This window comes from Streptomyces sp. NBC_01476, assembly GCF_036227265.1.
Lineage (GTDB): Bacteria > Actinomycetota > Actinomycetes > Streptomycetales > Streptomycetaceae > Actinacidiphila.
On the sequence record NZ_CP109446.1, the window covers coordinates 1,400,091 to 1,413,567 of the forward strand.

13 protein-coding genes are annotated in these 13,477 nt (G+C 70.5%); 3 read left to right on the top strand and 10 right to left on the bottom strand.

Annotation, left to right across the window (positions count from 1 at the left end; all coding sequences use genetic code 11):
* Positions 1-27 precede the first annotated feature (27 nt).
* From OG552_RS06135 to OG552_RS06175, 9 genes are all read right to left on the bottom strand, one after another.
* A complete protein-coding gene (locus tag OG552_RS06135; RefSeq protein ID WP_329130168.1) occupies positions 28-561 on the bottom strand; it encodes an arginine repressor in 534 nt (177 codons plus the stop codon).
* Between the two features lie 19 nt (positions 562-580).
* Positions 581-1,777: an acetylornithine transaminase gene (locus tag OG552_RS06140; RefSeq protein WP_329130169.1), complete on the bottom strand. Its 1,197-nt coding sequence runs from the start codon at positions 1,775-1,777 to the stop codon at positions 581-583.
* Entirely contained in the window at positions 1,774-2,730 is a 957-nt protein-coding gene (gene argB / locus OG552_RS06145) for an acetylglutamate kinase (RefSeq protein WP_329130170.1), read from the bottom strand. Before argB ends, OG552_RS06140 begins: the two co-directional genes overlap by 4 nt.
* Complete coding sequence (argJ, locus tag OG552_RS06150; protein ID WP_329130171.1) at positions 2,727-3,881, bottom strand: bifunctional glutamate N-acetyltransferase/amino-acid acetyltransferase ArgJ; 1,155 nt, start codon at positions 3,879-3,881, stop codon at positions 2,727-2,729. The genes argB and argJ overlap by 4 nt, the downstream gene beginning before the upstream one ends.
* A gap of 127 nt (positions 3,882-4,008) precedes the next feature.
* Positions 4,009-5,037: an N-acetyl-gamma-glutamyl-phosphate reductase gene (argC, locus tag OG552_RS06155; RefSeq protein WP_329130172.1), complete on the bottom strand. Its 1,029-nt coding sequence runs from the start codon at positions 5,035-5,037 to the stop codon at positions 4,009-4,011.
* 90 nt (positions 5,038-5,127) lie between these two features.
* Positions 5,128-6,273 (bottom strand): methyltransferase, encoded by a 1,146-nt coding sequence (locus OG552_RS06160; RefSeq protein WP_329130173.1) that lies wholly within the window; start codon positions 6,271-6,273, stop codon positions 5,128-5,130.
* Between the two features lie 761 nt (positions 6,274-7,034).
* Entirely contained in the window at positions 7,035-7,766 is a 732-nt protein-coding gene (locus OG552_RS06165; RefSeq protein WP_329130174.1) for a DUF7873 family protein, read from the bottom strand.
* A gap of 109 nt (positions 7,767-7,875) precedes the next feature.
* A complete protein-coding gene (locus tag OG552_RS06170; RefSeq protein WP_329130175.1) occupies positions 7,876-8,088 on the bottom strand; it encodes a DUF397 domain-containing protein in 213 nt (70 codons plus the stop codon).
* Positions 8,088-8,927 (bottom strand): helix-turn-helix domain-containing protein, encoded by an 840-nt coding sequence (locus OG552_RS06175; protein WP_329130176.1) that lies wholly within the window; start codon positions 8,925-8,927, stop codon positions 8,088-8,090. Before OG552_RS06175 ends, OG552_RS06170 begins: the two co-directional genes overlap by 1 nt.
* 139 nt (positions 8,928-9,066) lie before the next feature.
* On the opposite strand from OG552_RS06175, the gene OG552_RS06180 reads away from it, so the two are divergent.
* Both OG552_RS06180 and fabI read left to right on the top strand, forming a co-directional pair.
* Positions 9,067-9,567, top strand: coding sequence for an ATP-binding protein (locus OG552_RS06180; protein ID WP_329130177.1), 501 nt, complete (start codon positions 9,067-9,069; stop codon positions 9,565-9,567).
* A gap of 931 nt (positions 9,568-10,498) precedes the next feature.
* Positions 10,499-11,290, top strand: a complete 792-nt coding sequence (gene fabI, locus OG552_RS06185) for an enoyl-ACP reductase FabI (protein ID WP_329140580.1) — start codon at positions 10,499-10,501, stop codon at positions 11,288-11,290.
* Between the two features lie 689 nt (positions 11,291-11,979).
* On the opposite strand, the gene OG552_RS06190 is transcribed toward fabI, so the two are convergent.
* Positions 11,980-12,591, bottom strand: coding sequence for a TetR/AcrR family transcriptional regulator (locus tag OG552_RS06190; RefSeq protein ID WP_329130178.1), 612 nt, complete (start codon positions 12,589-12,591; stop codon positions 11,980-11,982).
* Positions 12,592-12,735: 144 nt separating this feature from the next.
* Here OG552_RS06190 and OG552_RS06195 point away from each other — a divergent pair, with 144 nt between their 5' ends.
* Positions 12,736-13,470 carry an SDR family NAD(P)-dependent oxidoreductase gene (locus OG552_RS06195; RefSeq protein WP_329130179.1) on the top strand — a complete coding sequence of 245 codons (735 nt, stop codon included), beginning with the start codon at positions 12,736-12,738 and terminating at the stop codon, positions 13,468-13,470.
* Positions 13,471-13,477 lie beyond the last annotated feature (7 nt).

Below are 13,477 nucleotides of genomic sequence, written 5' to 3' on the forward strand. Positions count from 1 at the left end.
CGGGCCTCCGGAGCAGGAGCGGGGGCGCTAGGACTCGCCCTGGGCCAGCCGCAGGAGGTGGTCGGCGAGCTTCTGGCCGCCGGTCGGGTCGCGGCTGATCAGGACCACCGTGTCGTCGCCTGCGATGGTGCCGAGGATGTCGTAGACCTCGGCCTGGTCGATCGAGGAGGCGAGGAACTGGGCGGCGCCCGGCGGGGTGCGGACGACCACGAGGTTGGCGGACGCCTCGGCGGAGATGAGGAGTTCGGCTGCCAGCCGCTTCATCCGCTCCTCCTTGACCGATTCGCCGAGCGGCGCCTGCGGGGTGCGGTACCCGCCCTCGGAGGGAACGGCGTAGATGAGTTCGCCGTCATTGGTGCGGATCTTCACCGCGCCGAGTTCGTCGAGGTCGCGGCTGAGCGTCGCCTGGGTGACGCTCAGCCCGTCGTCGGCGAGCAGCTTGGCCAGCTGGCTCTGCGACCGCACCGGCTGCCGGCCGAGGATGTCCACGATCCTGCGGTGCCGTGCGGTGCGGGTCTGCGGTACCGCCTGGCTGCCGCCGTGCCCCTGCGCCTCGCTCATCGTCGCGTCATTCTCCGTCTCACTTCTCCCCGGCACCCCGGTACACCTGGTCGAGGACGCCCGGCAGCAGCCGCAGGAACGCGTCCGTCTCCTCGTCGCCGACGATCAGCGGCGGCGCGAGCCGCACCGTGTCGGGGACGGCCGCGTTCACCAGCAGTCCGGCGTCCTGAGCCGCCCGCTGGACCTGCGCGGACAGCGGCTCGGTGAGCACGATACCGATCAGCAGCCCGGAACCGCGCACATGATCGACCAGTGGGTGTCGCAGCGCCTCGATGCCCTGCCGCAGCTTCTCGCCCTGCCGCTTGACGTTGTCGAGGAGGCCGTCGGTCTCGATGGTGTCCAGCACCGCGAGGCCGGCCGCGCAGGCGATCGGGTTGCCGCCGAAGGTGGTGCCGTGGGCGCCGGGGGTGAGCAGGCCGGCGGCCGGGCCGAAGGCGATGGCGGCGCCGAGCGGCAGCCCGCCGCCGAGGCCCTTGGCGAGGGTGATCACATCGGGTTCGACGCCCTGGGCATGGCACTCGAACCAGTGCCCTGTCCGGCCGACGCCGGTCTGCACCTCGTCCAGCACCAGCAGCGTGCCGGTGGCGGCGGTGATCTCGCGGGCTGCCCGCAGATATCCCGGCGGCGGGACGATGACGCCGTTCTCGCCCTGGATCGGTTCGATGACCACCAGCGCGGTGTCGGTGCCGACCGCCGCCCGCAGCGCCTCGGCGTCGCCGAACGGCACATGGGTGACGTCACCGGGCAGCGGCAGGAAGGGGTCGCGCTTCGGCGGCTGGCCGGTGAGGGCGAGCGAGCCCATGGTGCGGCCGTGGAAGGCGCCCTGGGTGGCGACCATCCGCGGGCGGCCGGTGAGCCGGCCGATCTTGAAGGCGGCCTCGTTCGCCTCGGCGCCGGAGTTGGCGAAGAACACCCGGCCGGGCCGGCCGAAGAGCTGCAGCAGCTTCTCGGCCAGCGCCACCGGGGGCTCGGCGATGAAGAGGTTGGAGACGTGCCCGAGGGCGGCGACCTGCCGGGTGACGGCAGCGACGATCGCCGGGTGGGCGGTGCCGAGGGCGTTGACGGCGATACCGGCGAGGAAGTCGTAGTAGACCTTCCCGTCGGCGTCCCAGAACCGGGTGCCCTCGCCGCGGACCAGCGGCAGCCGGGGCAGGCCGTAGTTGTCCATCAGCGCGCCCTGCCAGCGCTGGGACAGTTCCTCGTTGCCGGTGGTCACCGGGCTCCCCCTTCGGTCGTCGGCACGCTGTTCCAGGCGTCGGGCGCGCCTGGTGCGCCCGGTGTCCCGGGGTCGGGCACGACCATGGTGCCGATCCCCTCGTCGGTGAAGATCTCCAGCAGGATCGCGTGCTGGACGCGGCCGTCGATGACCCGGGCGGTGTGCACGCCGTTGCGGACCGCGTGCAGGCAGCCCTCCATCTTCGGGACCATGCCGCTGGAGAGCTCGGGCAGCAGCTTCTCCAGCTCGGTGGCGGTGAGCCGGCTGATCACGTCATCGCTGTTGGGCCAGTCCTCGTAGAGGCCCTCGACGTCGGTGAGGACCATCAGCGTCTCGGCGCCGAGGGCGGCGGCCAGCGCCGCGGCGGCGGTGTCGGCGTTGACGTTGTAGACATGGCTGTCGTCGCCGGCCCGGGCGATGGAGGAGACCACCGGGATGCGGCCGTCGTCCAGCAGCGCCTGGATGGCTCCGGTGTCGATCGCGGTGATCTCCCCGACCCGCCCGATGTCCACGCGCTGCCCGTCGATCGTCGGGTAGTGCTTGACCGCGGTGATGGTGTGCGCGTCCTCGCCGGTCATGCCGACCGCGAGGGGGCCGTGCTGGTTGAGCAGGCCGACCAGTTCGCGCTGCACCTGGCCGGCCAGCACCATCCGTACGACGTCCATCGCCTCGGGGGTGGTGACCCGCAGTCCGGCCTTGAACTCGCTGACCAGACCGTGCAGGTCGAGCTGGGCGCTGATCTGCGGGCCGCCGCCGTGCACCACGACCGGCTTGAGCCCGGCATGCCGCAGGAAGACCACGTCCTGGGCGAAGGCGGCCTTCAGCTCCTCGTCCACCATGGCGTTCCCGCCGAACTTGATGACGACGGTCCGGCCGTGGTGGCGGGTCAGCCAGGGCAGCGCCTCGATGAGGATCTGGGCCTTGGGCAGTGCGGTGTGCTTGCGAGTGCTCATGAGCTGTACGCGCTGTTCTCGTGGACGTAGTCGGCGGTGAGGTCGTTGGTCCAGATGACGGCGGAGGCGTCGCCGGCCGCGAGGTCGGCGGTGATCACGACCTCCCGGAAGCGCATGTCCACCAGGTCGCGGTCCTCACCGACCGAGCCGTCGCGGCAGACCCACACGCCGTTGATCGCGACGTCCAGCCGGTCCGGTTCGTAGACGGCCGCGGTGGTGCCGATCGCGGCCAGCACCCGGCCCCAGTTGGGGTCCTCGCCATGGATGGCGCACTTGAGCAGGTTGTTGCGGGCGATGCTCCGGCCGACCTCGACCGCGTCCTCCTCGCTCGCCGCGTGCACGACCTCGATCCTGATGTCCTTGCTCGCGCCCTCGGCGTCGCCGATCAGCTGGCGGGCCAGGTCGCCGCAGACGGTCCGCACCGCGTCGGCGAACTCGTCGTAGTCCGGGGTGACGCCCGCGGCCCCGGAGGCGAGCAGCAGGACGGTGTCGTTGGTGGACATGCAGCCGTCGGAGTCGATCCGGTCGAAGGTCTGGCGGGTGGCGTCACGGAGCGCCTTGTCCAGGGTGCCGGCGTCGAGGTCGGCGTCGGTGGTGAGCACGACGAGCATGGTGGCCAGGCCCGGTGCGAGCATGCCGGCGCCCTTGGCCATGCCGCCGACCGTCCAGCCGGCCGCACTGGCCGCGACGGCCGTCTTGTGGACGGTGTCGGTGGTCTTGATGGCGATGGCCGCCTTCTCGCCGCCGTGCTCGGACAGGGCCGCGGCGGCCTTCTCGATCCCGGGCAGCAGCTTGTCCATCGGCAGCAGGACGCCGATCAGCCCGGTGGAGGCGATGGCGATCTCGCCGGCGCTGTGGCCCAGCACCTCGGCGGCCTTCTCGGCGGTGGCGTGCGTGTCCTGGAAGCCCTTCGGACCGGTGCAGGCATTGGCGCCACCGGAGTTGAGGACGACGGCGGTCACCTCGCCGCCCTTGACGACCTGCTGCGACCAGAGCACGGGGGCGGCCTTCACGCGGTTGGACGTGAAGACACCGGCCGCGGCGCGGCGCGGTCCGGTGTTGACCACGAGGGCCAGGTCCGGGTTGCCGCTCGCCTTGATCCCGGCGGCGATGCCCGCGGCCGTGAACCCCTTCGCTGCCGTCACGCTCACCTTGACTCCTTTGTCGCGTTCTTCGCGCTCTTCTTGGTCGCGCTCTTCGCGTTCCCCGCGTCCGTGCCCGCCCGGCAGGAAGCCGCGGCCGGCGCCGTCCGCCGCGCGGCGGCCTCGCGTACGTCGGTCACGGAGCGACGCCGATCGTGGAAAGTCCCGTCGCCTCGGGCAGCCCGAGGGCGATGTTCATGCTCTGCACCGCGCCGCCCGCGGTGCCCTTGGTCAGGTTGTCGATGGCGCTGACGACGATCACCCGGCCCGCGAACTCGTCGTAGGCGACCTGGAGTTGGGTGGCGTTCGAGCCGTGCACCGCGGCGGTGGTGGGCCACTGGCCGGCGGGCAGCAGGTGGACGAACGGCTCGTCGCCGTACGCCTTCTCGTACGCCGTCCGTACGTCGTCGGCCGTGATGCCCGGCGTCGCCTTCGCGCTGCAGGTGGCGAGGATGCCGCGGGACATGGGCGCGAGCGTCGGGGTGAAGGAGACGTTCACCGGCACGCCGGCCGCCGCGCTGAGGTTCTGGATCATCTCGGGGGTGTGCCGGTGGCCGCCGCCCACGCCGTACGGGCTCATCGAGCCCATCACCTCGGAGCCGAGCAGGTGCGGCTTGGGGGATTTGCCGGCGCCGGAGGTGCCGGACGCGGCGACGATCACCGCTTCGGGTTCGACCAGGGCGGCGGCATAGGCGGGGGCCAGCGCGAGCGAGACGGCGGTGGGGTAGCAGCCGGGGACCGCGATGCGCTTGGACCCCTCCAGCGCGGCGCGGCCGCCCGGCAGCTCGGGCAGCCCGTACGGCCAGGTGCCCGCGTGCGGCGATCCGTAGAACCGCTCCCAGTCCGCCGGGTCCTTCAGCCGGAAGTCGGCGCCCATGTCCACGACCAGCACGTCCGGGCCCAACTGCTCGGCGACGGCGGCCGACTGGCCGTGCGGCAGGGCGAGGAAGACCACGTCGTGCCCGTCGAGCACCTCGGCGGTGGTCTCCTGGAGCACCCGTCCGGCGAGCGGCAGGAGATGCGGCTGCAGCGTCCCGAGCGGCTGCCCGGCGCTGGCGTTCCCGGTCACCGCCCCGATCTCCACCGCGGGGTGCCCGAGCAGCAGCCTGAGCGCCTCTCCTCCGGCATACCCACTGGCCCCGGCCACCGCCACCCGCACCGCCATCGCTCCACTCCTCCATGCTCGACAGCATGACTATACGGTCGCTTGCACTTTTATGCAATGCCCGTATCGGAGCGGCGGGGGCGGCGGTGGTCAGGCTTTGGTGGCGCGGAGGATGACGAATTTGGGGTCGGAGGCGACGACCTCGCAGCTGCCGAAGAGACGGCGCAGGCGCAGGTGGTAGGGCAGGTGGCGGTTGGCCACCACAACCAGGGTGCCGCCGGGGCGCAGGGCGGCGTGGGCGGTGGCGAACATGTGCCGGGCCGCGGTCTCGGTGGTGGCGCGGTGGGAGTGGAAGGGCGGGTTGTTCAGGATCAGGTCGACGCTCTCCGGCGGGACCGCGGTGAGGGCGTCGGCGACCTGGAACTCGGCCTTGGTGGCCGGGTCCGCGTTGGCGCGGAACGTCGCCTCGGCGGAGGCGACCGCCTGGTGCGACTCGTCGGTGAAGAGCACCTCGCAGGCCGGGTTGGCCAGCGCCGCGGCCGTACCGACGACGCCGTTCCCGCAGCCGAGGTCGACCACCCGGTCCTGGCCGCCGCGCTCGGGCAGGTGCTGGAGCAGGAAGCGGGTGCCGATGTCGAGGCGGTCGGCACAGAAGACGCCGGCGTGGTTGGTGACGGTACGGCCGGAGACCGCGCCGACACCCTCCGGGAGCGCGTACCGCAGCGGCCACGGGTTCGGGCCGCGCGCGGTGATCTCCGGGGTCGGCGTGCAGAAGATCAGCCGCGCCTTGCGGACCGCCCGGGAGGTGCGGGTCGGACCGAGGATCCGTTCGAAGAGCCGCAGCGTCGAGGTGTGGATCTCGGTGACCATGCCGGTGCCGACCACCAGGGTGTCCGGGCGGACGGCGGGCGCCAGCCGGTGCAGCTGGTCCTCCAGCAGCGCGAGGCTTTTGGGCACCCGGATCAGCAGCAGGTCGATCCGCTCCGGCGGGGTGTCCTGGGTGGACAGCAGCCGCAGCCGCGCCTGCGGGGCGTTGCGCCGCAGGTTCGCCCGAGTGGCCTGCTGGGCCAGGAAGGAGTCCGAGATCTGGGTGGGCCCCCACGGGGCCAGCGCGGTCGCCAAGGCGCCCCAGCGGTCGCCCACCACCACGATCTCGCCGTCCCGGGTGAGCCCCTCCTCCGCGAGGTGCCGCAGCAGATAGTCGTCGGCGGCATCCCACGCCCGCAGTTGCTCCCGCGGTTCGGCCGGGAATCGGGTCAGGTCGAGGTCGCCCCAGGGCGCGTTGAATCGGTACATCGTGCCTGCAAGCGTAGGGCCTGCGCGGCCGGCGCGGTGTGGGCCGCCGGGCGGGGGCGCCGGGGGGCGGTGGCGTGGTGCCGTGGGGGTGCGTCGCCGGCCGGCGGTCCGGGGGGTGCGTCGCTGGGCTGCGGACGTGCGGGCCGGGCGGGGCCGGGCCGGGCCGGGCCGCGGGCATACGGGCGCTGGGCCGGGCTGAGCCGGGCGGGGCCGGGGACATGCGGGTCGGGCCGGGCCGGACCGCGGGCATACGGAGACGGTCCGGGCGGGGCCGGGTGCTTACGGGGCCGGGCGCCGGCATGCGGCGGGGCCCGGAGGCATGTCCAGCCTCCGGGCCCCTGAGAATGCCGCTTCCGTGCACACGCCGGCACACTTGAGGCCGCGGGTCAGTCTGATGTCGTCGCGTTCTGCCATTGAACTACCGGTGCAGGAAGAGCACCGGACCGGATTCGAACCGGCACCTGACGACCTAGCCCACGGCCGGTCGATCCGGCGATAAGCGGCGACTGCTGAGTCTGGAGCGAGAGTCTGAGATTGATCGCGGTCTGCCTCTGCCGATTGGGCCACCCCGGCCAGAAATGTGCCGGGGGAGGGATTCGAACCCTCACTGGAACCGCCTCCATCACGACAAGCCTCAGCTTCAGCTTTGCGCTTCTCGCGCACCCTCCGCGCTCCCGCGGAGGGCATCCAAGGGGGTACTGCCGCCGTCAGCCGTCATCATCGAACGTCGTCCAGGCACGTCGGGGACGTCAAGACGGCGGCTACCCGAAGAGGTACCCGAACACCGCGTCGCCGACCCGCCGGTCGGCGACCTCAGCGCCGTTCGCCTCCTCCCGGGCGAACTTCACCGCCTGCTGCACCTTCTCGACGCGCTCCAGGAGTTCGTTCACCCGGCGGGCAGGCAGCGCGCCGGAGAACTTGACCGTGGTCCAGTAACCGACCGGCACGTCCTCGTAGTACACCTCCACCTGCGCGGGGTGCTTCTCGGTCGCCTCCGCCTTCACATGGTTGCGCGGCACCTTCTTGGTGCGGATCGTCCGCACCGCCTCGGTCTTCCACGCGTCGGTGGAGGCGTCCAGGTTCCACGCTTCGGCCGCGTCCAGCACCGGCAGCTTGCGGACGAAGGTGTTCAGGTCGGTGAGCTGCTTCTCCAGGAAGAGCAGGTAGGACACGGGTACGTCCCGCAGCAGCGCGGTGCCGTCCACCGTGACATCCGCGCGGGCCTCGCAGTTGGCCCAGTCCTTGGTGGCGGTCACGTCGAAGAGCCGGGTCAGCGCGGTCGCGGTGGAGCGCAGCACGCTCTCGGCCTGGATCTGCACGCGGGTCGACTCGGGCGGCAGTTGCTCGCCCTCCTCGTCCTTGGGCTGGTAGGTCCGGGAGATTCCGGAGAGCAACGCGGGCTTCTGCAGGTCGTGATGGGCCTGGGTCAGCTCCTGCTGCGCCTTGGACTTGACGCCCTTCTCGACCGCGATGATCTGGTTCAGTTTCGCCACGGCCCGACCGTAACAGCCACCGTTCGCCGGTTCGACCGGATTATCCGACCGCACCCCCGCACCCGCCGCCCTCTCCCCCACCGCCCCGCTCACCCGGCCCCCACTGTGGTCAGGACCGCTCGAACTCTCCTTGGGCAACCGCGGCCACGAAGGAGGAGAACGCCTCAGCCGGGAAGACCAGAACCGGGCCGCGCGGGTTCTTGGAGTCGCGAACGGGGACCACGCCGCATGAGGCGGTGAGGTTGGCGGCGACCTCGATGCAGTTGCCGCCGTTGTTGCTGTAGGAGGACTTGAACCAACGGGGTGACTCGTTCGTGGTCATCACGGGGTGCCCTTTCGTACCTCTTCGATCATGGCCACCGATGCGGTCTGCGACAGCGATTCGGCCTGCAGTTGATGGTAGGCGGTCAACAGGGGGAGCACGGTCACACTTTCTCGGTCCAGATGCCCCTGAGCCTGTGATTCGGCGTAGGCGACGACGGACCGGTCGGGCAGCGTCAAGAGGTTGACAGGCAGGTCGAACGTACGACGTTCTCCGATCTCGTACGGTGCCACCTGCAGCAGCGTGTTCGGCATCGCGGCGAACTCGACCAGCCGCGCCAACTGAGCATCCATCACGGCAGCTCCGCCAATCGGCCGACGGATGCAGCTCTCATCCATGGTCACGAACAGCATGGGTGGGCGGGCCCGGACCAGCGCAGCCTGCCGGTCAGCCAGGAACGAGACCCGTTCCTCCGCCTGTGCCGGTGTGATGGCTCCCCGCCGCACCGCCGTGTTGGCCAGCACCCAGGCGTACTCCGGTGTCTGCAACAGGCCGGGAACGATCCCGATCTCAAACATCCGGATCTCTGCTGCCCGGCCCTCATGGGCCACGTACTCGGGGAAGCCCTCCAGTAATGAGCCACGCCGCATCTCGCGCCACTCGCGCTCGAACGAGTCCGGTGAGTCTGCGGTCCCCAGTGCAAGGTCAACTGCACGTGCGAACGGGAGAGTTGGCGGCTTCCGACCAGTTTCAATGGCCGAAATATGCTGACTCGAATATGCCACGGCTGCGGCCAGTTGCTCCTGGTTCCAGCCGTGGTCCTCTCGCCACCTGCGAACGCGCGCGCCGTAAGCCGCTTGCGGGCTGCTGTCCGGGTGCAGCTCCTTGCGATTGACCATGTTGCGCCAACCCCTCCTTCATTCCTGATCAGTTGAAGGGTTCCTGACTCTAGGCCACGCTGAGCCGTCTTGGTAGCGGAATCGCTACGGAGAGACACGGACGTTGCCTCGGCGCGTTGAGCAAGCAGGGAGGTTCGGGATGGGACCCAGCTCCGGGAATCAGAACAGGCTGGAACTGGCCTGCGAGCCCTCCGCCCCTCGGTACGCCCGAGCGCATGCCAAGGACGTACTCGGGAGGTGGGGAATGCCCCGGGAGCTCGTGGACGACGCTCTGTTGATCGTCTCCGAACTGGCCACCAACGCCGTCCGCCACGCTGGAGCATCAGCCGTGTCTCACGACCCCCAGCCCGGTCGGCAGGAGGACCGTCTCTGTGCCTTGTCACTCCTGGTCCTCTCTGACGGGCTCTACATCTCGTTCTACGACGAGGCCCGGAGCCGGCCGCCTGTCCTGCGACAAGCCCCGGACGATTCGGAGACCGGTCGGGGCGTCGCCCTCGTCGATGGGCTGACGGACGGCGAATGGGGCTGGCAGCCCTCCGTCGACAGGCCGGGAAAGTACGTCTGGGCGCGACTCACGTTTGTCCGCCCCGACACCCAAGGTGCCATCAGTCAGCAGCCCCGGCCCTCAGTGGGGGCGTGACCACCACTGCCCGGTTCTCCGACGGGATCACCACCATCGCGCGGGTCGTCTGCGGCGATGCGCCCGGGCCAACGGTCCCTCATCCCCGCTCCGGTCGTGACCTCTTGATGGACCTCGGGGCCGGTGGCACCGAACTGGACTGCCTGCGCACGGAGCACGGCTGGCGCGGGCGGTACGCCCCCGTTGACGGCTGGATCGACGGCACCGACCTGGAAACCTGGACACCACGGCGCCGGCCCGACTGGTTCGCTACGGCACGCCCGACGACGGCCTGCGGCTGCCGCGTCTCATGTCCGCCGGACTGTCCGGCATCGTAATGTCCGTACAGGCTTTCGAGCGGCGGGCGTACGCCGACATCATGGGCCGGGACGCCTTCGACAACGCTCTGCGAGTGATCGACCTGGCGGGCGACATCGGGCTGCCGGTCGCGGTCAACCGGGTAATCCTCAAGGGTTTCCACCAGGACATCCCCGGCTTCCTGGACTGGATCGACAGGCGCGGACTCCGGGTGCGTCTTTACGACGTGATGTGGATGCCGGGCCAGGAAGATCAGTGGCTTCGCAACCACATCTCCTGGCAGGAAATCACCAGCCTGCGGGCCGACCGCACCGAGCGGATCACCGTGTGGACGTACGGCCTGCCAGGACGCGTCAACATGGTGTGGTGGCTGAACGGTGGCGCCTCGATTGAGACGAATCTGAACCACCCCCGCACTCAGCACACCGCGCCCGTCTGCCAGGGCTGCCGCGTCAAGGACGCCTGCCTGGAAGGCTGGATGGGCTGCGGCATCCGCATCACCGCAGACCTCAAAGCGTCCGGCTGCGTGCTTCGCCCCGACCTCGCCATGCCTCTCATCGCCCAGGACGGTGGATATGTTGGGGCGTCATCGCTGGACGCGTACGTGTCCGGCAAGCTCAGCCAGGAGAACTTCATGCTGCTCGACGGCAAGCGCCTCGTGATCTCCGGTGTGCTCACCGAGGATTCCATCGCCTTCGCCATCGCACGTCAGGCGATGGAACACGGTGCTGACGTCATCCTGACGAACGCGCCCGGCCGGCCGTCCTCGATCATGGGTCGTATCGCCAGGCGTCTTCCCAAGGAGCCGGTGGCCCTGCTCTCGGCCGACGTCACCAAGCCGGACGAGCTGGAACAGCTGGGTGCGGAAACGGCCGCCGTGTGGGACCACGTTGACGGCATGCTGCACGCGATCGCCTTCGCACCCGCTGACGCCCTCGGCGGAAACTTCCTCAACACCCCGTGGGAATCGGTCAGCACGGCCATGCACGTCTCGGCGTACAGCCTCAAGGCGATGACGGTCGCGCTTCAACCGCTCCTGGAGAAGGCCCCGAACGGTGCGTCGGTGATGTCGCTGGACTTCGATGCCCAGGTGGCGTGGCCGGTCTACGACTGGATGGGGCCGACGAAGGCCGCGCTGGAGTCGGTGACCCGCTATCTGGCCCGTGACCTGGGGCCGCTGGGCATCCGCGTCAACACGATCTCGGCCGGGCCGATCCGCAGCATGGCGGGGAAGTCGATCCCGGGGTTCGAAGTGCTGGCCGACAACTGGCACGAGCAGGCCCCGCTGGGATGGGACGTCCAGGATTCCGGAGTGGTCGCGGGCACGGCGGTCTACCTGTTCAGCGAACTGTCCCGAGGAGTGACCGGCAGCACGCTCCACGTGGATGGCGGCTATCACGCGATGGGCGCCCCCGTGAAAGCGTGAAGCTCACGCGAGCGGCGTCGGCGAAGACGTGTGCTTCCTGCACGAATGAATCAACTGGAACAAGCGAGGCCCGATCGTCACCCGCTCACCGCGGTGACGGTCGGGCTTGTGCATGTCCGGCTTGCCGGGAGCGGGCTGTGCTCCGCAGGGTCGGGGGAAGGGCCGTGACGCGCCCGATGGTCGGCAGCTCGTCGACCCGGTAGTCCGGCGCCGGCAGCACCGGATCACCCGGCCGGATCCGGACCGAAGCTTCGCGCTCCCGCAGATCGCCGCAGGGCCTCAACACCGGCAACCGCACCGTCACCTCCACCGCCCGAGTCGGCGCCCAGAACACGCGCCACATCCCGCCCCTCCCAGGCACTCCGTACGGCTTCAACGCGCCTGGCCAATAGGGAACGAAGGGCGGATGCCGGCTCAGCCCGAGTATCCGGCGATGGAGCCGCAGGCGCGCCGGTCCGCCATGAATCACGGCAAGCACTCGGAGTCGCTGCGCAAGGAGCCGTGCGGCTGCGCCGTGCCGCGTCAGCTCGCCACTTCCTCCCGGCGCCGGTCGTCGCCGGCTGCCGCGGGGATGGCGTTGTCGATGAGGACGGCGGCGATCGCGGCGGCGGTGGGGAAGGCGTCGGCGTTGAGGACCCGGGTGCGGGCCGCGGCGCCGTCAAGGAGCCGTGCGGCTGCGCCGTGCCGCGTCAGCTCGCCACTTCCTCCCGGCGCCGGTCGTCGCCGGCTGCCGCGGGGATGGCGTTGTCGATGAGGACGGCGGCGATCGCGGCGGCGGTGGGGAAGGCGTCGGCGTTGAGGACCCGGGTGCGGGCCGCGGCGCCGTCGAGGAGCAGCGCCAGTTGCTCGCCGAGCTGTTCAGGGTCGGCGGCGCCGGCTTCGCGGGCGGCGTCCGCGAGCCGCGCGGCGACGGCTTTCTTGTAGTCGCGCGCGTACTGGGATGCCGGGTGCTGGGGGTCGTGGAGCTCGACGGCGGCGGAGATGTAGGGGCACAAGGGGGTGGTGGGGGGGATGTCGAACGCGGCCAGCAGCCGTTCGCGGGGCGTGAGGTCGGTGCGGTCGAACACGCCGGACAGAACGGAGGGGTCGAACCGGCGCAGGTACTCGGCGACGAGTTCGTCCTTGCCGGCGAAGTGCTGGTAGGCCGTGCGCTTGGACACCCCGGCCACCGCGCAGAGCTGCTCCATGCCGGTGCGGTTGATGCCCTGCTCGCGGAAGAGCTGCTGGGACGCGCTGAGGATGCGTTCGCGGGCGCCCCGGCCGCGGCGGCGGCCCGTGGGGCCCTTCTCCAACTCCGTCATAGGGCGATCGTACCGCAGCTGGGTAACGACCGGTGTACATAGCTTGCGGCCCCGGCGCCCGCCCGGTACGGTAAGCACACAGGGTGGTGTACTTAATGCCATCGCCGCAGGTAAATAGGGCACTATGAACCCAAGGGAACGACTATGGGAAAGCTCGACGGCAAGGTCGCGGTCATCACCGGCGGCACCACCGGCATGGCGCTGGCCGGCGCGAAGCTGTTCGTCGACGAGGGAGCGCACGTCTTCATCACCGGCCGCCGCCAGGACGCCCTGGACGAGGCCGTGAAGCAGATCGGCCGCAACGTCACCGGCGTCCAGGGCGACGCCGCCGACCTGGACGACCTGGACCGCCTGTACGACACCGTCAAGCGGGAGAAGGGAAGCCTCGACGTGCTGTGGGCCAGCGCCGGCGGGGGCGAGCCCGCTCCGCTCGGCGAGATCACCGAGGCCCAGTTCGACACCTGGTTCGGGCTCAACGCCCGCGGCACCCTGTTCACCGTCCAGAAGGCCCTCCCGCTCTTCAACGACGGCGGCTCCATCCTCATGACCGGTTCGAACGCCTCCCTCGGCGCCTTCCCCGGCTGGAGCGTCTACGCCGGCAGCAAGGCCGTCCAGCAGGCATGGGCCCGCATCTGGCTCAACGAGCTCAAGGACCGCCGCATCCGCGTCAACGTCCTGACCCCCGGCCAGGTCGCCACCGCCAAGCAAGAAGAACTCTTCGACGAGGCCACCAAGCGCCAGTTCGAGTCCCTGATCCCCCGCGGCCAGATGGGGCGCCCCGACGAAATCGCCACCGCCGCCCTCTTCCTCGCCTCCGACGACTCCAGCTACGTCAACGGCATGGAACTCGTCGCCGACGGCGGCACCACCGCCGTCTGAACCGGAC